General features: G+C 32.8%; 24 protein-coding genes. 9 read left to right on the top strand and 15 right to left on the bottom strand.

The features are described from left to right. Positions 1-113: 113 nt before the first annotated feature. The 5 genes from HM984_RS11820 (at position 114) to HM984_RS11800 (ending at position 3,782) form a co-directional block, all read left to right on the top strand. Positions 114-992 (top strand): cell division protein FtsX, encoded by an 879-nt coding sequence (locus tag HM984_RS11820; RefSeq protein WP_115808104.1) that lies wholly within the window; start codon positions 114-116, stop codon positions 990-992. Positions 993-1,132: 140 nt separating this feature from the next. Next, on the top strand, positions 1,133-1,396 hold the full coding sequence (locus HM984_RS11815; RefSeq protein WP_179349311.1) for a DUF3098 domain-containing protein: 264 nt from the start codon (positions 1,133-1,135) through the stop codon (positions 1,394-1,396). A gap of 56 nt (positions 1,397-1,452) precedes the next feature. Further along, the gene (locus HM984_RS11810; protein WP_092466287.1) at positions 1,453-2,244 is read left to right on the top strand and encodes an undecaprenyl-diphosphate phosphatase; all 792 of its coding nucleotides are present in this window, start codon (positions 1,453-1,455) and stop codon (positions 2,242-2,244) included. After that, on the top strand, positions 2,245-2,967 hold the full coding sequence (truB, locus tag HM984_RS11805) for a tRNA pseudouridine(55) synthase TruB (protein ID WP_179349310.1): 723 nt from the start codon (positions 2,245-2,247) through the stop codon (positions 2,965-2,967). A gap of 149 nt (positions 2,968-3,116) precedes the next feature. Then, entirely contained in the window at positions 3,117-3,782 is a 666-nt protein-coding gene (locus HM984_RS11800; protein ID WP_179349309.1) for a hypothetical protein, read from the top strand. A gap of 41 nt (positions 3,783-3,823) precedes the next feature. On the opposite strand, the gene HM984_RS11795 is transcribed toward HM984_RS11800, so the two are convergent. Beyond that, on the bottom strand, positions 3,824-4,465 hold the full coding sequence (locus HM984_RS11795; RefSeq protein ID WP_257018495.1) for a thioredoxin family protein: 642 nt from the start codon (positions 4,463-4,465) through the stop codon (positions 3,824-3,826). Positions 4,466-4,678: 213 nt separating this feature from the next. Between HM984_RS11795 and HM984_RS11790 the strand changes: the two genes are divergently transcribed. Continuing rightward, positions 4,679-5,242: a DNA-3-methyladenine glycosylase I gene (locus HM984_RS11790; protein WP_115808100.1), complete on the top strand. Its 564-nt coding sequence runs from the start codon at positions 4,679-4,681 to the stop codon at positions 5,240-5,242. Here HM984_RS11790 and aat read toward each other — a convergent pair. The 3 genes from aat to HM984_RS11775 all read right to left on the bottom strand — a co-directional run bounded on the left by aat (position 5,223) and on the right by HM984_RS11775 (position 7,412). Further along, complete coding sequence (aat, locus tag HM984_RS11785) at positions 5,223-5,861, bottom strand: leucyl/phenylalanyl-tRNA--protein transferase (protein WP_179349308.1); 639 nt, start codon at positions 5,859-5,861, stop codon at positions 5,223-5,225. The genes HM984_RS11790 and aat overlap by 20 nt on opposite strands. Before the next feature lie 258 nt (positions 5,862-6,119). Further along, positions 6,120-6,497: a DUF3127 domain-containing protein gene (locus tag HM984_RS11780; RefSeq protein ID WP_115808098.1), complete on the bottom strand. Its 378-nt coding sequence runs from the start codon at positions 6,495-6,497 to the stop codon at positions 6,120-6,122. A 45-nt stretch (positions 6,498-6,542) separates the two neighbouring features. Continuing rightward, entirely contained in the window at positions 6,543-7,412 is an 870-nt protein-coding gene (locus HM984_RS11775; RefSeq protein WP_179349307.1) for a flavin reductase family protein, read from the bottom strand. A 213-nt stretch (positions 7,413-7,625) separates the two neighbouring features. On the opposite strand from HM984_RS11775, the gene HM984_RS11770 reads away from it, so the two are divergent. Together HM984_RS11770 and HM984_RS11765 are read left to right on the top strand one after the other, a co-directional pair. Further along, positions 7,626-8,786 carry a sensor histidine kinase gene (locus HM984_RS11770; RefSeq protein ID WP_179349306.1) on the top strand — a complete coding sequence of 387 codons (1,161 nt, stop codon included), beginning with the start codon at positions 7,626-7,628 and terminating at the stop codon, positions 8,784-8,786. A gap of 91 nt (positions 8,787-8,877) precedes the next feature. Next, positions 8,878-9,234 (top strand): hypothetical protein, encoded by a 357-nt coding sequence (locus tag HM984_RS11765; protein ID WP_115808095.1) that lies wholly within the window; start codon positions 8,878-8,880, stop codon positions 9,232-9,234. Positions 9,235-9,237: 3 nt separating this feature from the next. Here the strand turns inward: HM984_RS11765 and HM984_RS11760 are convergent, their stop codons facing one another. Continuing rightward, a complete protein-coding gene (locus HM984_RS11760) occupies positions 9,238-9,627 on the bottom strand; it encodes an HIT family protein (protein WP_115808094.1) in 390 nt (129 codons plus the stop codon). Between the two features lie 101 nt (positions 9,628-9,728). Further along, on the bottom strand, positions 9,729-10,202 hold the full coding sequence (greA, locus tag HM984_RS11755; protein ID WP_115808093.1) for a transcription elongation factor GreA: 474 nt from the start codon (positions 10,200-10,202) through the stop codon (positions 9,729-9,731). Positions 10,203-10,568: 366 nt separating this feature from the next. Between greA and HM984_RS11750 the strand changes: the two genes are divergently transcribed. Beyond that, a complete protein-coding gene (locus HM984_RS11750) occupies positions 10,569-11,000 on the top strand; it encodes a hypothetical protein (protein WP_179349305.1) in 432 nt (143 codons plus the stop codon). Here HM984_RS11750 and HM984_RS11745 read toward each other — a convergent pair. From HM984_RS11745 to HM984_RS11705, 9 genes are all read right to left on the bottom strand, one after another. Then, positions 10,997-11,764 carry a hypothetical protein gene (locus HM984_RS11745; protein ID WP_179349304.1) on the bottom strand — a complete coding sequence of 256 codons (768 nt, stop codon included), beginning with the start codon at positions 11,762-11,764 and terminating at the stop codon, positions 10,997-10,999. The genes HM984_RS11750 and HM984_RS11745 overlap by 4 nt on opposite strands. 7 nt (positions 11,765-11,771) lie before the next feature. Further along, positions 11,772-12,317, bottom strand: a complete 546-nt coding sequence (locus tag HM984_RS11740; RefSeq protein ID WP_179349303.1) for an outer membrane beta-barrel protein — start codon at positions 12,315-12,317, stop codon at positions 11,772-11,774. 65 nt (positions 12,318-12,382) lie between these two features. Then, positions 12,383-13,438: a hypothetical protein gene (locus tag HM984_RS11735; RefSeq protein ID WP_179349302.1), complete on the bottom strand. Its 1,056-nt coding sequence runs from the start codon at positions 13,436-13,438 to the stop codon at positions 12,383-12,385. Between the two features lie 408 nt (positions 13,439-13,846). Continuing rightward, entirely contained in the window at positions 13,847-16,150 is a 2,304-nt protein-coding gene (locus HM984_RS11730; RefSeq protein ID WP_179349301.1) for a TonB-dependent receptor, read from the bottom strand. Between the two features lie 589 nt (positions 16,151-16,739). Further along, positions 16,740-17,144 (bottom strand): alternative ribosome rescue aminoacyl-tRNA hydrolase ArfB, encoded by a 405-nt coding sequence (arfB, locus tag HM984_RS11725; RefSeq protein WP_179349300.1) that lies wholly within the window; start codon positions 17,142-17,144, stop codon positions 16,740-16,742. A gap of 2 nt (positions 17,145-17,146) precedes the next feature. Beyond that, a complete protein-coding gene (locus HM984_RS11720) occupies positions 17,147-18,703 on the bottom strand; it encodes a DUF4301 family protein (RefSeq protein ID WP_179349299.1) in 1,557 nt (518 codons plus the stop codon). Then, a complete protein-coding gene (locus tag HM984_RS11715) occupies positions 18,700-19,269 on the bottom strand; it encodes an AAA family ATPase (RefSeq protein WP_179349298.1) in 570 nt (189 codons plus the stop codon). Before HM984_RS11715 ends, HM984_RS11720 begins: the two co-directional genes overlap by 4 nt. Then, the gene (gene pnuC, locus HM984_RS11710; RefSeq protein ID WP_115808087.1) at positions 19,230-19,859 is read right to left on the bottom strand and encodes a nicotinamide riboside transporter PnuC; all 630 of its coding nucleotides are present in this window, start codon (positions 19,857-19,859) and stop codon (positions 19,230-19,232) included. The genes HM984_RS11715 and pnuC overlap by 40 nt, the downstream gene beginning before the upstream one ends. Beyond that, on the bottom strand, positions 19,843-20,103 hold the full coding sequence (locus HM984_RS11705; protein WP_115808086.1) for a hypothetical protein: 261 nt from the start codon (positions 20,101-20,103) through the stop codon (positions 19,843-19,845). Before HM984_RS11705 ends, pnuC begins: the two co-directional genes overlap by 17 nt.

Raw genomic sequence — 20,103 nt, 5'->3', positions numbered from 1 at the left:
CTTGAAATTATTGCGTTTAAAAAATCAACAGTTTCACTTGTAGTTATTCCAAACATTAAATAGTAAGAAAGCAAATTCTTTATTATTTTTACAGCATAAATCTGCATTCATTCATGGCATCATCTTTTGACAAATATCAAAAACGTAAACTTATATCGTCTTACGTCTCTGTAGTGATAAGTATCGCTTTGGTTTTGTTTCTTTTAGGCTGTTTAGGTCTTTTAGTTATCAACTCTAAAAAAGTAGCCGATCACTTTAAAGAGCAAGTGGTAATGACTATTTATTTAAACGATACTGCAAAAGAGGTTGAAGTCAATCAGCTAAAAAAGAGTTTAGCGATGGCAGATTATACCAAAGATGCGCTTTACGTGTCTAAGGAAGAAGCGGCTGAGTTTATGAAAGCGGAAACAGGTGAGGATTTTATGGATTTTGTGGGTTATAACCCTTTAAAGAATTCGATTGATGTACACTTAAAAGCCGATTTTGTAACGACAGAGCAATTGACAGAAATTACAGAGAATCTATCTACCAAAGCGTTTATTGAGGAAATTAGATACGATAATGATTTAGTAGAATTGATGAATGATAATGTGAAGAAGATTACCTTTTGGGTATTAATCATTAGTGGTTTATTTACTTTAATTGCAGTGTTATTAATTAATAGTTCTATTCGTTTAGCAGTATACTCTAAGCGTTTTATTATAAAAACCATGCAGATGGTTGGGGCGACAAAAAGCTTTATCCGAAGACCTTTTGTTTGGAAAAGTGTGCAATTAGGAATCATTGGTGCACTAGTTGCATTAGCAGGAATGGCCGTTGTTTTATACTATTTAGACCTAACGTTCCCAGAATTAGAACTACTAAGAAACACGGTATTGATTGCTGGTTTGTTTATTGGAATATTCGTTTTAGGTATTTTAATTACTTGGATTAGTACGTTTATTGCTACACAACGTTTCTTAAACTTGAAAACGGATCATCTGTATTACTAATTTGATGACTTCATGTTGAATATTAAGGCTATTTAATAAGTCTTTATAATATTGAAGTGTTAGGAAAATACTAATCCGAAGTTATATTAATAAATAAATCTGTTTCTTTGCAACGTATTAAAGCATAGCTCAAAAAAACCATGGGAGAACAAAAACGTAAGGAAGATTCTAAATCTGAATTCATCTTCGGAAAGAAAAACTATAAATTCTTATTTATAGGTTTAGCATTCATTGTTATTGGTTTTATATTAATGTCTGGAGGTGGTAGTGACGACCCTAATGTTTTTGACGAGTCTATATATAATTGGAGACGCATTCGTTTAGCTCCAACGCTTGTGTTAATTGGTTTTGGTATTCAGGTTTATGCTATTCTTTTAAACCCTAATAAGGACGCCAAAAAATAAGTCATATTTTACATACATTTACAACGTATCATTCTCTTAATTGATACTTTTGTCTCATGGAAATTTTAGATGCAATTATATTAGGAATTATTCAAGGTCTAACTGAGTTTTTGCCTGTATCCTCAAGTGGTCACTTAGAAATAGGGAAAGCCATTCTTGGTGATAATTCTGTGCCAAAAGAAAGCTTGTTATTTACGGTTGTACTTCATTTTGCGACAGCATTAAGTACGATGGTTATTTTTAGAAAAGATATTCTTCAAATTATAAAAGGTGTTTTAAAATTTGAATGGAATGAAGACCTTCAATTTATTTCAAAAATCGCTTTATCCATGTTGCCAGCCGTTATTGTTGGTGTCTTTTTTGAAGAAGAATTAGAACAACTTTTTAACGGAAATATTCTGCTTGTCGGTTGCATGCTTATTGTTACAGCGATTCTCTTATTCTTAGCAGATAAAGCAAAAGATACACAGAAAAAGGTGACATTTTCTAACGCCTTTATCATTGGTGTTTCTCAAGCTATTGCTATGCTACCAGGAATTTCGCGTTCTGGTGCCACAATCTCGACGTCAGTATTATTAGGAAACGATAAAACCAAAGCGGCACGTTTTTCATTTTTAATGGTGGTGCCTTTAATATTTGGTAAGATTGCAAAAGACCTTTTAGGAGGTGAATTAACCTATGACAGTTCGAATATAACAGCTTTAAGCGTCGGTTTTATAGCCGCCTTTGTTGCCGGTTTATTTGCTTGTACGTGGATGATTGCTTTAGTGAAAAAAAGTAAGTTATCGTATTTTGCTATCTATTGTGTAGTTGTTGGTGTTATTGCTATAATTTGGTCTCTCGTATAAATGAAAACTAAAGAAGATTATTTAAGTGGACAAGTCTTACTCATAGACAAACCATTAACATGGACCTCTTTTCAGGCGGTTAATAAATTGCGCTGGGAAATTAGACATGCTTTTGATATTAAAAAAATTAAAGTAGGTCATGCCGGGACTTTAGATCCATTAGCGACAGGTTTATTGGTGATTTGTACAGGTAAAATGACCAAGCAAATCAACATTTTTCAAGGTCAAGAAAAAGAATATACTGGGACATTTGTTTTAGGAGGAACAACACCTTCGTTTGATTTAGAAACAGAAGTCAATGAAACCTTTCCGACGGATCATATTACAGAAGAATTAATTCAGAATGCAATTCCACAATTTATAGGTCAGATAGATCAATTTCCACCGGTTTTTTCTGCGATTAAGAAAGATGGAAAACGATTATACGAATTTGCAAGAGCAGGTGAGGAGGTTGAAATTAAATCGAGACAAGTAGAAATTACCGAATTTGAAATCACTCAAATTAATACTTCGACTGCGCTCAATACAAGTAGCCTAGAATTACATTTTAGAGTGGTGTGTAGTAAAGGAACTTACATTAGATCTTTAGCGAACGACTTCGGGAAAGCTTTAAATTCTGGTGCACATTTATCATCATTACGACGTACACGTATTGGCGATTTTAAAGTTGACGATGCACTAACTCCAGAAGATTTTATAGCCAATTTACCTTCTAAAGACTGATTTAACACCGGTTTAAGGTTGGTGCTTAATCTATTTCTTCATTATATTCGTATCTATTAATAGACTAAAACTATTGTATACTGAATTTTGTTGATCAACATAAAGCCGCAATCATTACATTTCTTCTAGCAGGAATTGTAGTCTTTGGTATGTTTAGTATTCAGTTAAAACGTCATCAAGATTTAATTTCTGAAAGCTACTATCTCATGGAGCCAGAACCTGAAATCGAAAAAGAAAACCTTCAGGATATAGAAGCTATAAACGGAAAATCTACAAACAAAGCGTTTAACGAAGACCAAGAGTTTAAAGAGATGATGCGTAACTTTAAAACTGTTAGCTCAAATGATTTTGAACGTACCACAAAGGCCATGGAAGAAGCTAAGGCCAGCGAAGACGTACAAGAGGAAACAAGCATTACTAAATCGTATGCAGATAGTAATGCTTATGCTTTAAATTCTGAAGACACAGAATCGTATAAAAAATTACAAGAAGAGTTAAAACAACGTCTCAAGAATAAAAGACAAGCAGACGAGCACGCTAAAACAAAAAGTACGCTAACCTACTCTTTAAAAGGTAGAACATTAACCCATTATAAAACACCACGATATTTATGCGAAAGTGGTGGAAAAATAGTGGTGAGTATTAGAGTTAATGGAGCAGGCGATGTTATTGATGCATATATTAATGGGGCTTCTAATTCTGCTAATCAGTGCTTAATAAATCATGCGATTTCTTATGCTGAAACAGTTCAGTTTGATAGGTCAGACAAGAAAGAGCAATTAGGTACGATTACCTTTTTATTTAAAGGGAAATAAAATAGTGGCTTCGATTACGCTCAGCCACTAAAATTCATTACTTATTTTAATAAGCTTACCAAATCTTCAATAGTAGATTGCCCTTTATCCTTATTATACCAACGTTGTAAATCTTCTTTAAATTCTGGAGTCAACATGCCATGTTCAGCTTTGTAAGCTTGCACCATATTTGTCGCAACTGTAGGTCGTGGTCCAAATGAATCTATGACCGTATTGGTTTCAGTATCTAACATAATTAACTTTGGAATTGATTTACCTCCATTAGTTAAAAACTGATCCATTAGTGCTTCGTTTTCATCTCTGAGTACCACTTTGTAGTCAATATTACTATTAAGTTCAGCCACTTTATTAATTATGGGCATAATATGCGCAGCATCTCCACACCAGCTTTCCGAAATAACTAACCACGTTATTTTTCTATCAAAATTTGCAATCTTAATATTCGCGGCGTCCGAAACTTTTGCGGTTTTATCCCAACGTTTCATACGTCTGTCGTTAAGGTATGTGTATTCAACTAAGGCGTCTGATTGGTCAGTTCCGGTTGTTGATTTTTCTTCCACTAATGTGCCAACTAAGTTTCTGTACTCGGCATAAGTCATACTTTTATTTAGACTTTCTGAGATGATATCTTTTAATGTGAGTGTGTCTGTTTCCATAGGATAAAAATAAGAATCTATTGCCATTTTTTATGCAACAGTTGTTACATTAGTCGAGAACTAATTTAGACCCTTTCTATTTGCTAAAAAATTGTTCTTTTAAGCTTAAATGTTTTCTTTTTAGAGTTCCTTAACGATGCTATGCAACTAGAAAAAGCTTTCATTTAATTTTAAAATTCCTAATTTTCGCCTAAACAGAAAACGTATAAATTAATTCTTACTAATAAAATTCCTTACAAGATGAGTAAAAACAGATGTGGTTGGTGTGTTGGTGATCCGTTATATGAAGCCTATCACGATGAAGAATGGGGAGTTCCTGTATATGATGATGCTAGGTTATTTGAATTTTTAATTTTAGAAACATTTCAAGCGGGATTAAGTTGGATCACTGTTTTAAAGAAGCGTGAAAATTTCAGAAAGGCTTTCGATAATTTCGATTATAAGAAGATTGTAAACTATGATGCTTCTAAAGTTGAAGACTTATTACAAGACGCTGGTATCATTAGAAATAAACTGAAAGTGAATGCCACAATTAGCAATGCACAGGCTTTTATGAAAATTCAGGAAGAGTTTGGGTCATTTTCTAAATACATATGGAATTTTGTAGATGGAACACCGATAAAAAACAAGGTAAAAATCTATAAAGAGGCTCCCGCAAATACGCCATTGAGCGATACCATAAGTAAAGACTTAAAGAAACGTGGATTTAAGTTTGTAGGTTCAACTGTGATTTATGCACAGATGCAAGCTACAGGTATGGTAAATGACCATGAAGTTTCTTGTTTTAGGTATCATGAGGTTTAATAAAATTTAGAAACGCTGGTCGCGATATGTTTTTAGCACCTAAACTTTCGAGATGTTTAGTGTGTAGTTGACAATCAATTAATTTATAGTTGGAATTTTGAATAAAGGTTATAAAACCCACTTTGCTTGCATTACTCACTTTAGCAAACATACTTTCGCCACAGAAAACAGAATCGGTAATTTCAATACCATATAAGCCGCCAACTAATTCATCATTTTGCCAAACTTCAATAGATTTTGCATAGCCAAGTTGATGTAATCTGTAGTACGCATTTACCATGCCTTCCGTAATCCAAGTACCATCTTGGTCGTTCCGTTTTGCTGTAGCGCAATTTTCTACTACAGCTTTAAACGCTTTGTTTATCGTAACTTTAAAATTGCCTTTTTTTAGCACTTGTCTCATGCTTTTAGAGACTTTCAATTCTTCTGGAAACAAAACAAACCGTGGATCTGGAGACCACCAAAGTATAGGTTCCTCATCTTGAAACCATGGAAATATACCATTGGAATAAGCATGTATTAAGCGTTCTGGAGATAAATCACCACCAACAGCAAGAAGCCCTTCTGCGGAGGCTTCAGATACATCTGGAAATTCTATTTTATCAGTTACAAAGTACATCCGTTAAGATTGAGTGGGCTTTTCAGTATTTAAAATTAAGGCTTTGGCTTTGATGTTAAAAGATTTTTGTTGATATTTGAGTAGGCCTTTATCAAATATTTTTTGTTCATCATTGCTTTTTTTTGAAGGTCTAACCTAAAACCAAAGTACTAAGTCCTGACTAACCATCAGGACTTTTTTTGTTGAAGGATATATACAGAAAAAGACCTGTTTTTAAATTAAAAACAAGTCTTTTTATATGGGTTTAATTTGCCTTATTTAGAAAGGTAAATCATCGTTATCACCTTCGTTTAAATCACTAACAGGTTCAAAAGCTTCTGTTGGTGGAACAGGAGGCATATCTCCACTTGCAGCTTGCGCTTGCACAGCTTCAATTCTCCATCCTTGTATAGAATTAAAGTATTTAGTTTCACCTTGTGGATTCACCCATTCTCTACCTCTTAAGTTAATATTAACTTTAACTTGCTGACCAGCTTGGTAGCTATTAAGTAAATCACATTTGTCTTGAACAAACTCCACCATAATATGTTGTGGATACTGCTCTTCTGTAGTCACTACAATCTCCCTTTTTCTAAATCCGTTACTGCCAAAGGTTTGAGTCTCACCTACCATCTTAATTCGTCCTTGTACTTCCATTTTTGCTTAATCTATAATTTATTATAATACTTAAATATTTTCAGACTACGAAAGTAATAACTTCCAAGCACTTTCTACGTCTCCATAGCTCAAATAATTTTGAGCCAACTTGTGTTTTTCTCTGTGAGATGCCGTTTTAATGTCTGGATATCGCTCACTAATGTCATTAATAAACTTATTAACATCGTCTGTATTTGGCAAGGTTTCAACATTTGCTAACATCCCAATGTTATTTCCAGTTAAAATCATACTGTTTTTTATGTGATCTGGCATATTATCGACTCCAATACCCATAGACGCTAAGGGTTTAGGGATTTCGAAAAACCCTTTTTTAGCTCTACTGTAATAACTTCCTCCAGCTCTTGCTACTAAATCTAAGGCTTCTTGGTTTATAGTTTGGTCAGCGTTTAAAACCTCTTCCGAAATGTGAAGTTTTACGACTTCGCAGATTACTAAATTACCTGCGCCTCCTTCAGAACCTAAAGAAAGAATATCATTGACTTTACATTCTAATTGAATAGGCGATTCTGCCACTCTAAATGGTTTTACCATATCTGAAGGTAGCATTGATAAACCTGCTTTTTCAAATTCATTTGTGCCTTCAGGATATTCAGTACTCGATAAAGACATTTGGTGTACCATATCGTAATTTACCACATTAATAACCACTTCTCTTGTAGCTTCTACATTGTGCAGTGTATGTTTGGTGGTATTGTCTCTAACGCGTCTTGCAGGAGAGAAAATCAAAATTGGCGGATTGGCACTAAAGACATTAAAAAAGCTAAAAGGAGATAAATTGGGTTTACCATCTTTATCAACTGTACTCGCAAAGGCAATAGGTCTTGGTGCAACGGCACTTAATAAAAAGCCATGTAAAATGCCTGTTGTAAGGTCTTGAGGGTCAAATGTAGCCATGTAGTATACTGGTTTTTAACAAATATAATTATATTAGGTTGGGGACAAAAGTATTTTACAGCTGTATTGGCACAATAATATCAACATAATTGCATTATATTTAAAATTGAAATGTGCATGCTAAAACTTTTAGCGTCCAAATAAATGATTAATAGCAAACAGCATGTGTTTTTAATAACCTATTATTTTAAATACATGAAATTAAATTAACCAATGACCTTTAGCTTCGACCGAAATATAATCCGATGGATTATTATTATTTCATCTTTTATTATTATTTCACTTATCCTTTGGAATACCTATACCTTTTTTCAAAATTTTAAAGAAGAGGAACGCGTTAAAATGAACACTTGGTCTGTGGCACAAATAGATCTTTTAAAGAATATGGATAACCTCGATGAAGATGTAAATAATGTTACATCTCATGTTCTTACAGAAATGACTACTAGTACACCAATGTTAGTTGTTATTGCAGATGGAAGCTTGGGAACGTCTATTAATATTGATGACAAAGAATTAAACGACCCTGAAAAATTAGAAAAACTAATACAAAAATTTTCTAATGAGAATGAGCCTATTCCTGTTATTATTGGCAATAAAGTGTTTCAAACAGTTTATTACGGTAATTCCCCACTATTAAATAAATTAAAATACTATCCGTTGGCCTTATTGCTAATTATATTGCTCTTCGGTGCCGTTGTTTATTTCTTTTATCGTAGTTCTAAAATTGCCGAACAGAATAAACTTTGGACAGGTATGGCAAAGGAAACTGCACATCAAATAGGTACTCCTTTATCATCGCTTGTGGGTTGGGCAGAGATTTTAAAGACCGAAGCGGTTAACCCTGAGTATATTTTAGAAATAGAAAAAGACATTGATCGGCTTCAAACTATAACGGAACGTTTCAGTAAAATAGGATCTGTGCCTACGCTTAAAAGCATGAACATTGTTGAGGTTACCAAATCATCTTACGAATACTTAAAATCGAGATCTTCGAAGTTAATTAATTTCGAAATTGTTACACCAGATCGCGAAATACAAGTGAATTTGAATGAAGAACTTTATAGTTGGACCATCGAAAACTTAGTGAAAAATGCTATTGATGCCATGAGAGGTAAAGGCGATTTAAAATTAGAACTTACACAGCTTGAAAACCAAATATTCATTAATATCTCAGATACAGGAAAAGGCATTCCCAAGTCGTCGTTTACCAAAATTTTTGAGCCAGGTTACACCACTAAGAAACGGGGTTGGGGACTAGGATTGTCTTTAGCAAAACGAATTGTAGAAGATTACCACAATGGTAAAATAAGAGTATTAACTTCAGAAATCGGAAATGGCACAACCATACAGATTTTGTTGAGGCAAGTTTAGTTTAAAGAATAATTGGCAAGTTTTAGAAGCTAGACAGGTCTGAGAAAAAATTTAAAAATTGAAATGTTGAAATTTTAGTTTAAATTTGACGATGAATTCTTCACGATTTTTTACTTTAAAAGAAGCCAGGATAGGTAATAATTGTCCTGAATGCTATTCTAACGATAGTTTAGAACTTACGTTAAAGCAAAAATTAATTGAAACTAAATTTTACAAGGCTATAACTGACGAAACAGTGAGTCAATTATCGTGTTTAAACTGTGATGTTCAAATTTTTCCAATCCGTTGGACAGATGATATTGAACGCGTTGTGGATTATCATAATAGAGGACTTAAAAGAAAACCTAAATCAACTAAGTTAAAACCAATTGCATGGGCATTAATTGCTTTTGGTGTTTTGGTGTTGGTTGCAATTATCTTATTTGCTACAGGAGTATTTTCAGAATAAGTACTATAAATACGAACCAATTTTTTTGGCTATAGACTTAAACTCTTCGGGAGTCACTTTTTGTTTATTTGTAAAACGAGCATCCTCCATAGTGTGTAAAGGAATTAAGTGCACATGTGTGTGTGGAACTTCTAGGCCAATTACAGACATACCAACACGCTCGCAGGGAACTGCTTTTTCTAAGGCAATTGCAACACGACGCGAAAATTTCATTAAGCCTAAATAAGTCGCTTCGTCTAAATCAAAAATTTTATTTACCTCTTTCTTAGGAATACAAAGTGTATGTCCTTTAGAATTTGGATTGATATCTAAAAACGCAAAGAAATCTTCAGTTTCGGCGACTTTATACGATGGTATTTCACCTGAAATTATTTTTGTAAAAATAGTTGCCATAATCTTATAATTCTTGTCTTTTATAAATATAAAAAGATTCCTGTAATGAGGAATCTTTTTTGTTGTATTAGTTTGGTATTTTATTTAAAATAAAATGATTGTTATCTAGAAATCTCTAGAATATCAAATTTCATAATACCATTTGGTACTTGTATTTCGGCAGTATCTCCTACAGATTTACCTAATAAACCTTTACCAATAGGTGAGTTCACTGAAATTTTACCGGTAGCTAAATCAGCTTCACTTTCTGCAACCAAAGTATAAGTCATCTCCATACCATTGATTTGGTTCTTAATTTTAACTTTAGATAAAGCTAAAACCTTAGTCAAATCTAATTGAGACTCATCGATGACACGTGCTCCAGATAAAATTTCTTCCATTTTAGAAATTTTCATCTCTAGCATACCTTGTGCTTCTTTCGCAGCATCATACTCTGCGTTTTCACTCAAATCGCCTTTGTCTCTAGCTTCACCAATAGCTTGTGATGCCTTAGGTCGTTCCACATCTTTAAGATGGCTTAACTCGTTTCTTAACTTTTTTAAACCTTCAGCTGTGTAATAAGATACTTTACTCATAATTTAATCGTTTTAAATATAACGCGATCTAATTAGCAGATTCTTTATCATTTTTGAGCCTGTCTGAAAATCAGACAGGCTCAAAAATGACTTTAGATATTATGTGCTTCTTAGAAGTTTGTTATTGTATAATTATAATGTTAGCATAAAAAAAACCTCGCGCTGACGAGATTACTATGCAAATATATAAAATATTTACCGTATTGTTGAATTAATAGTAAATTGCCCTTCAAAAATTGAAGTTAAAATTTAGAAAAAATGTTAATAATTTAAAAGCTAAACTAGAAGACGAGTGTTATCGTGGCTTCGGGTAATTTGGTTTTTCAATTCACTAAATTTCAAACTATTAAAATAAAAATTAAATCTGTGAAAAAATTATTTTTAATGCTAAGTTGTGTGGTTGTTTTAGGTTGTAGTAAAAACGATCCTATATATAATTGTAATTATTTATTGGATGTAGGAGTTAATCTAACTGTGAATCTTAATCTTCCTCAATTTAATCAACTTTTATTTCCTGTAAATGCGATAAGAGTCGAAAATTATGGCAATAACGGAATCATTTTGGTGCGAGCGAATGCGAATTCCATTTTAGCTTGGGATGGTGCGGATCCTAATCATACATCGTCCTCGTGTTCTAAATTAACAATTGTAGGTTTAAATGCGGTTTGTGGTTGTGAAGATGGTAATGAATATAGTTTACTTGCGGGGACAGCACTTAACGATAATGCTCAACCCTGTACGTTAAAACCATACAGAGTTGAAGCCATCGGGAATAATAGTTATTTGATAAGTAATTAGTCTTTCTTTTTCTTCTTTAAATAAATAGAAAGCTCCATACCAAAAGAGTCTCCTCTAAAACTAAAATTACCTGAGGTATCTGGTGATTGGGCTAAATTACTAAAAGTAAATTCACTATTGTATAAATCTTGTAAAGCAACGTTGTAATATACATTTGTTCTTAGCATCCATTTCTCAAATGGAAAATACATACCCACTCCAAATTGAGCATTTGCGTACCATGGTGAAGAACTTCTGCTATAAATTGAATTAAGAGTTGTGAATTCTTGATTTTGAGGTGCTTTAATATGGTATTCTGTCTCTGTTTCTCCAAATTCTTGATTACAGCCAATTATAGCGCCTCCGTTAACACTAATTTTACCAAAAGAAGTGTTAATAAGGTATTCTGTAACAATAGGAAGATTAAATCGCCAACTACCATCTGTGATATACTCAATAGTATAACCAAAATCTTCATTCACATTAGGTATTTCATTTGCGTCAATTCTAAACTCTACAATTTCTCTAATTAACAAAGCAGATATCCCTACTTTGAAATTAAATTTTTTAGTTTGTAAAATATCATAGTAAAATCCGAAATGTGGTGAAGAAAAATTATTTAATTTATAAGTTAATGTGTTTGGTAATGCTGTCGTTTCTGAACCTGTATATCTTGAAAGCCCAAATTGGAAGGATAATTTGTGATAGTCGTTAAATAGACTTGTTGTCTGCGAATATGTAAGAAATGAGACTAGCAAGAAACCAATTAAAATGTTTGTTTTCATATAGCAATTAAAATCTATACCCAACACCTATTCTAAATGTGTTCCTTTTGGCATTGTTAATATCTAGTTGTATGTCTTGAGTTAGTTGTTCTGTAAAACCAATTGAGTATCTTGCCTCTGCAAAAAATCTTTTACTAATTGGATATTGAGCACCGAAATCTGCGGAAATACCAAAGTTTTTAAATTTATAATTAGACTCAAAAACATCATCATCATTATCTAATAGAAAATCTAATTTTGGTCCTAAGAACACTTGCAGTTTTTTATATACATTATATTTTATAGTAATGGGTACTTCCAAGAAACTATAATCCTCAGTAAAAGAATAAATAAGTTCTGTTTGTAAATTGATTTTGGTTGTTAACTGTGTTTCGGTAAAAAGCCCTATGTAGAACTCATTACCCAAATAGCCAGATTTTTCACCATCAGTCGTTTCACCACTAATATTGCTGTTGTTGTAACCGATTTTAGCACCAAAGAATGTTGGTTTGGCGGTTTGTAGGTAAACCTTGTTACTAAACAGGATAAAAATAAAAATAAATAAATATTTCATAAGCTTTTATTATTAAAGGTGTTAGTAAAGTTTTAAATTTTACTAACACCAAATTTGTTAATTCTCTATTCGTAGTAATAATCTATATAGGAAACATTTTCTCTAGCATGTAAAGTATTAAGTTCCAATTGTTCAGTCTTATACCAATTATTAGAAAGACCACTTGACGTCACTTTAGCTTTTACTTTCCTACGTCTTTTGTTCTTGCTTTTATTATGAGTTGCAGGTAAAACACAATTAACATTAACTGATTCGCCAAGAACTTTAGCAGTTATCCAACCTCTTCTCCTTTTCCATTTACCATTTTTCTTTTTGTAATGAATTGTTTTTGCCTTAATTTTAGAACCAAAAACTGCACTATAACCTTTAAGCTTTTGTTGAACTTTAATTCTTCTATTTGAAGCCGGATAATGACTTCCACCATCTTCAATATCAGTTCTACAAGTAGTTGTAGTTTGATTGTTATTTCCAGAGCTACTGCCGTAATAGCCTCCTTCAACATTAACATTTTGCATAAATAACTGCGAAGCATCGGATGAAGCGACTAGAGCTAAAGTATTAAAGTTGCCATCAGTAACTTCAACATAGCCAAAACGTGTCATTTGAAATAACGATTTTCCAATTTTTACTTGAGCGTCTTCATTTAATACTGCACGCATCTCATCATCAAAAATAAAATGATCCTCTGGGTCATTTGCTTCATCTAAAACTGAATTATTGAGCCATGTAACTATATCACTCTCAATCTTGTTTCTTAATGACCTAAACCCTGGAAATCCATTTTCAAATTCAATAAATGGTGTTTGGGGGTCATAATTTAAATCATCCTCTTTGGCATCAATATCATCATCATTAAGATGATTCCAATACTTTATGAAGTTATCATCATACAATTCTGCTTGCGACTCTAGAGTTTCAATTGTACTTAAAAAAGTAGCAACATCAGGAAATTCCAACATCCCATTTACTAAGCCAGGACCGGCTTTAGCAATTGATGGTGTAATAAACCTTATACCATCTTCAGCAGATTGTGTAGTTTCATCTATCGTAACATCCTCTTTTTGGCAGGATGAAAAGATCAATAACATTGCTAACAATGTTAATCTTAATACATTTTTCATTTTTTATAAAATTTAAATTAATAATTAAGATTAAACGTTGCGTATTCGTGTATAGTCACAAAAGAAAATATTACTTTTGTAAAGTTAAACACAACGTTTAACCAGTTTTGACGGACTGGAGGAGCTTCTACCTAGTAGGAGCTTTCTCATTTTTGGGCATAAATTATTTACATAGGCAAACGCTATTGGTTATTACAATATATTTTAATTCTAGGGGTAACTAATTGAGGGGATAATGATATTATGTTAAAATTAACAAAAAAAAAAAAAAACTAATATCAAAGAAATTACAAAAAAAGTGCATGCTTGTAACTACTGTTAATTCTAGAAAGTACGGAAAAACCTCATTAAAAAAATGTTAAAGTTTTTGGTCTCTATCAAAAAAGGAGATCAGTTTTTGCTTTTTGCTTAAAATTTCAACGTCACACCAACCAAAAAGTTTGTCGTTGCCTGTGGGTAAAAACCGGCTCCTTCAATAGTAGCGATTGTTCCTGGGTTAGACCAACTATCATCATAAGTGTAGTAAAATCCATTAGAAATATACTTCACATCAAAAATATTATTAACTAAACCTGAAAATACAATAGCATCAAATATAGAATCTGTTTTTAAAGTATAGTTAATATTGAAATCGTTAATAAAATAGCTGTCTAATTTAGAGGATTTAGCTTCTGTGTTACTCATAAATTGTTCTCCAACAAATTTGCTTAGCAACGACATTTGCAGATTCTCAATAGGTTGAAAAACGATGGCATTGGCAGCGACTAAATCTGGAGAAAAAGAGATATCTGTTTTGCCTAAGTTCTGCAGTTCATCATCAAAAGAAATAATTGTTTCTTTATTTTTATTAGTACTTAGCGTTAAATTAGGTTGTAATGTTAATTTCGATGTTACAGGAATTATAGCTTCTAATTCTAAACCTAAACGGTAACTTTTTCCACTATTGGTTCTTATTGGATTTCCTACGTCGTCTAATCTTCCAGATAACACTAATTGCTCATTGTAGCTCATGTAATATGCATTGGCATTAAATGAAAAGTTTCCCTTTTGATGTCTCCAACCTAATTCAAAATCATCTAATTGTTCTGATTCTATGTTTTCATTGCTTTCAAAATCCGTTCGGTTTGGCTCTCTGTTGGCCCTAGCATACGAAAAGTATAGATCATTGCCTGTATTTAAGGAATAGGTGATTCCTGCCTTTGGGTTAAAAAATGTAAAATCTTTATCTATTGCAAATTCTACAATATCAGATGTTGTGCCAGTTGTTTTATAAGTGACATTTCTAACTTGTAAATCTCCATACAAACTTACTTTTTCGTTGAGTCTGTAATTGGCTTTAGTAAACATAGATAAATCGTTTTTTATACTATTTCCATCATAATAACGATCTCTAATTTCAGTTTGACTGGCGTATTCTGCCCAAATCACTTCACCAAAATGATCACCATCATAATGACTAAAAGAGCCTCCAAAAATTAAATTAAGATTATCGTCTTTATAGTTAGCGTTAGCATTGATAACATAAAAATCATTATCTAACCAACGTCTTCTAATTAAATCGGTTTCATCAATGATGTCACCATTGAAGTCTAATGGGTCTAATCCATAATCGTCAAACCCTTCGTCTTCTTTGTACTGTTCAAAGTAACCCTGACCTTTGGTGTAGTTTAATCCCAATGTGGTTGACCATTGGTTGTTGTAACGCTGATTCCAATGTAACTGGTAATGATCTTGGCTATAATTATCGACTTCATTATCGTAAAATTGAGGATCACCATTATTGTCTGTGTATTCTCCTGCTGTATTATACGTACGGTCGTCTTCTAGTTTTTCTAAATCTTCTAAGCCATTCCAAGCCTGATATGTAACTTCCTTACCACCAAAAGTTATCGCTTTAATTAAGGTATTATCATCTACATAAGATCCTTGTAAAAAATAAGATTTTAAATCGGCTGAAGCACGATCGATATAACCATCTGAAACAATATTTGATAAACGACCAGCGATTTCAATATGATCATTCATAAGACCCGTACTGAATTTTACGGTATGTTTTCTAGTATTATAACTTCCAAATGAATTAGAAATTTCGCCTGAAGCATCTTTTGAAATTGCATCGGTAAGGACATTAATACTAGCTCCAAAAGCACCAGACCCATTGGTAGAGGTTCCCACACCACGTTGTAGTTGTAAACTTTCTGTTGAAGACGCAAAGTCACCTAGATTTACCCAAAACGTACCTAAAGATTCTGCATCGTTATACGGAATACCGTTGATAGTGATATTGGTAGATTGTGAGCTTACACCACGAACTCTAATGCCAGTGTAACCAATTCCTGCACCTGCATCTGTAGTGGTCACTACCGAAGGTAAGAAGTTCAATAGCATCGGAATGTCTTGTCCTAAATTACGTTTAGCTAAAGCTTCTTTGGTCACATTAGAATGTGTAATGGGCGATTTGGCATCCACTCTTACAGCTCTTACTAGAACTTCGTCTAGTTTTTCAACTTTGGTTGAGTCTTGTTGTTTTTCTTGTCCATAAGCTGAACAAATACCTAAAAAGGCAATTGAAAGTGTTAATCTCTGCCTACTTTTTTTTGAGAGATTGTTGAATAAAATTTTAGTTTCGGCTATATTATTTTGAAAGACGAAACTGAATCTAGACAACCACGTAAAGTTGTTAGATTGAAATTTAAGAATACTAGATTTCATACGACTATAAATTTATAATCGAATAAAAAGAGGTCATTATTCTTGGTAAATAATTAATTACTGTGAGCTTAATGCTTATGCGATAGTTAAATCTTGCTTTTTTCCTTTTTGAAATTGTCTATGTATAATTAAATTATAACAGATCAAAATTCAGAAGTGGAAAAACAATCATTGATAACCTTATCGCACTCGCTAAAAATGTCTACTAAACATTTTCTTACGCTCGTTTCCTAAACAGCATTACCTGTTCTAGGTTCAATGGGTATGATCTCAGCCGATATTAGGCACCCCTTTATTGAGAACGCGGCAAAGATATAACGGATTTTAGAATTAAGAATTATGAATTTGATTTTTTTTGTTGTGGTATGAATACTTGAAGTTTTTTTCATGCAGAGGTGCAAAGGCGCAGAGGTGCAAAGGAAAAAAGATGAGGAATGAGAAAAATACAATCTTATTACTTTACAATTTGTACTGAATAATGAACCCTGATAAAACATGCTCACAAAGGAACTAAAATACAAGGAGTAACCGCACAATTTTGCGCCTTTGCGTGCATTTTTGTGGAGTTTAATGCTTTGATTTTGAGAGTTTATTCAAGCGTTGGTGGCTTCCGATTTGCTTTTTTATCAGCATTAATACGTTTTGCTTTTAAACGTTTTCGTTTTACTAATCTTGGAACCCGAGTTGAAATTCGTTTTTTGTCTTCCTTTAAACCTTCTTGAATTAATTCTAAAAACCGCTGCGTAACTAAAGCTTTGTTTCTAAACTGACTTCGACTTTCGTCACAGGCTAGAATTAAAACACCATCTTTGGTTAAACGATTATTGAAAAATTCGGAAAGCTTTTGTTTTTCCTCATCGTTAAAAACAGATGACTTGCTAAGATCGAAGTATAATTCAGCTTTTGAAGATACCTTATTTACATGTTGCCCTCCGCTTCCCGAGCTTCGGACGTATTTGTAGTTTATTTCAGATTTAAGTAAGGTTACATCCACTATTATTTAATTTGATGTGGTGATTTTAATAAATCGTTTACAGTCTTTACTGGGTTAAACGTAATGATTGGAACTTCAACAAAAATAGTACTCCAATGTGCCATACTTCCGTTCCAAAGTCCAGGTAATTCTAATGCTTTTAAGTCCTTGCCGTTTTTGGTTTTCTCGGTTATAAAAGCGGCATTATGGTCTACATATTTTTCTAAATCGAATTTCTCACCTTTGTAATTTTTTACCCCACAAACTAAATCTACGGGATTAAAGTGTGTGGCATTTTTAAGAATGTCTTCTTGTTTTGGATCTTTTAAATTGATTTGTGCCGACTCTACAATTTGAAGTGATTGGTTAGATTTATGATCTTTTACCCAAAACGGACCACCGCCAGGTTCACCTTCGTTCTTTACCATACCACATACACGAATTGGTCGGTTTAATTTTTCTTTTAAATATTCAATTTTATAACGATCGGTATATTTTTTGTACTCATCGGATATTTTGATGCTTAATTTGTGCGTTAAGAAATTCTCTACCGCGACCAATGTACCTTCATTAATCTGTTCTGAGTCTAATTCGTGTAAATACTCGAATGCTTTAGTTTGTAATTCAATTAAGATGCCAGCTAATACTTTTTTATACTTTGCGACTTCATCTATGTATTTATAGACAACGACGTTATCAATATTTTTAACAAAAATGATATCAGCTTCTAAAGTATTTAAGTTTTTTAGTAAGGCACCATGTCCAGATGGTCTAAACAATAACGTGCCGTCGGTTTCTCTAAAAGGTCTATTTTTTAACGTTACAGCAATTGTATCCGTAGAATGTTGCTGGTATGAAAACGATATATCGAATGTTACTCCGGTATTTTCTTCAACCTGATTTTGAATATTTTTAAACTCATCGGTAAACCTGTGTTCATAAACTTCTGAAATCGTAAAGTGAAGTTTAGCGACTCCATTGCTTGTTGCGTATAAAGCGGCTTCGTATAAGTGTTCTTCAAAAGCGGTAGAAATATGGTTCTTTTTATAATCGTGAAACGGTAATAATCCTTTAGGTTGGTTTCCAAAGTTGAGTTGATTTTCATCTAACATAGCCTTTGCAAAATGCCAAACCTTTTCTTGATTAGATAAGTTTTCAAAATCAATCCCTTTAGTTTCTAGCAATTCTAATACCTGATTGTAAAATGGAAACTTCTCTAAGCCGACCATAAATAAGGATAGCTCTCTAAGGTTGTTTTTATTTATATATGAATTTAGAGATTGCTCATTGGAATTATATTCACCAACAAATTTGAACAGAAATTTGAACATCCGTGTTGCTGCTCCAGAAGCTGGCACAAACTTTAATAACGATTTTTTATCTTTCTCGGCCTCAAATAATGCAACATACGCTTCAATTTTAGAATCGTTTAATGGCATAATTCCGTTATTTAATGTAGCCGCATCTGAAACATTTGTAAATGGAATTCCGGTTTCAAAAATCTCGATTTGATTTTTAATTCCTGTTAAAGTTAAATCGTTAGATTCTATTTGGTAGATGTCGTTTTCAGTAAAACTCATATCTTGTTCATTAATAAGTTATCAATATGCTTAACAGCTAGTTCTAGTCGTTCTTTTTTATTCCCTTTTAAAATTATATAAGGTTTTTTATAGGTTTTTAAAGCAGATTCGAAAGCATTAAACATATGTTCGCGTTCATTGGGCTTGTCTCTCAGGTCGTCATCTTCCCAAGGTGTGTCAATATAGGTTAAAAAGTAAAGATTATAAAAATTTTTTAGAGCATATATATTTAAAATCGGGTCACATGCTCCTTGGTAATATACTTCGCTATAGACCTTAGTTTCCAGTAAATTAGTGTCACAAATTAAAACTGAGTCCGTTTTTTGTGCTAATTCGTTTTCAAGTTTCATTTGCCCAATTGCTATGGGAAGTATGTCTTTGGGTTCGCAAATTTTCCCCTCATTGTCCCACTTATCTTGAAGATAAGTTCGTGAATACTCTGGTACCCAAACGGTATTATAATGCTTGGCTAACTGTGTCGAAAGTGTTGTTTTTCCTGTAGATTCAGGACCAAATAAAACTACTTTTATGCAGTTTGATGGTTGTTGTTTAAGTGCGTCTTCCATGCTCTATAGCCTTGAATTGCTAATATTAAAAATATGATGAATTGCAGTCCGGTAAACCCTAATCCTTTTACAAAATATAAGGGAATAGAAATGATATCTGCAACAATCCACAAAATCCAATGTTCTATTTTTTTATTTGCCATTAGCCACATAGCTGCAAAGAAAATACCAGTTGTTATTGTATCTATATAATCTGTTATTCTATCAAAGCGATCAAAATACAAATAGACACAAACGACAAATATAATGGTCGTCGTAAAGATTAGAATCGCTGTTTTCCAATCTTTTGAAGTCGATTTTGTTACAGATATTTCTTCTCCTTTTATGGTTTTTTTCCACATATACCAACCATAAACACTCATTAAAGTGTAGTAAATGTTAATGGTTAAATCACCATATAGAGTAAATACATAACACAGATAAACAAAAATAACGGTATTAATGATTCCTGTAGGAAATACTAATATGTTTTCTCTTTGAGCATACCAAACACTAGCAATACCAAATATTACGGCTATAATTTCAATAATAATATTGAATGTTGAAGCTGTTCTATAGGGCTCTAGAAAGAAATCAAAAATTTGGTTCATAGTCGCTTCTATTTGTCTTAACTAATTTCATGGTGAGCACAGAAATATCCACATCATTAAGAGAACGCTTTATTTCTTGAGTTAGAAAAGGCATAAGCTCATCATAGTTTCCAAATATTTGTGTGCTTAAGGGGTTTTCTAAAACTTTAAATTTTGAATTGCGCAGTGCTTTAATAAAATTAATGACATGCTTTTCGTAATCATTTTGTAACGGTGAAAGCGTAAGATCTACTGATATTTCCAT

Origin of the sequence: Winogradskyella pacifica (assembly GCF_013403915.1) — a bacterium.
Lineage (GTDB): Bacteria > Bacteroidota > Bacteroidia > Flavobacteriales > Flavobacteriaceae > Winogradskyella > Winogradskyella pacifica.
Note: the sequence above shows the minus strand (reverse complement) of the source record. Positions and strands in the feature narration are given on the sequence as shown.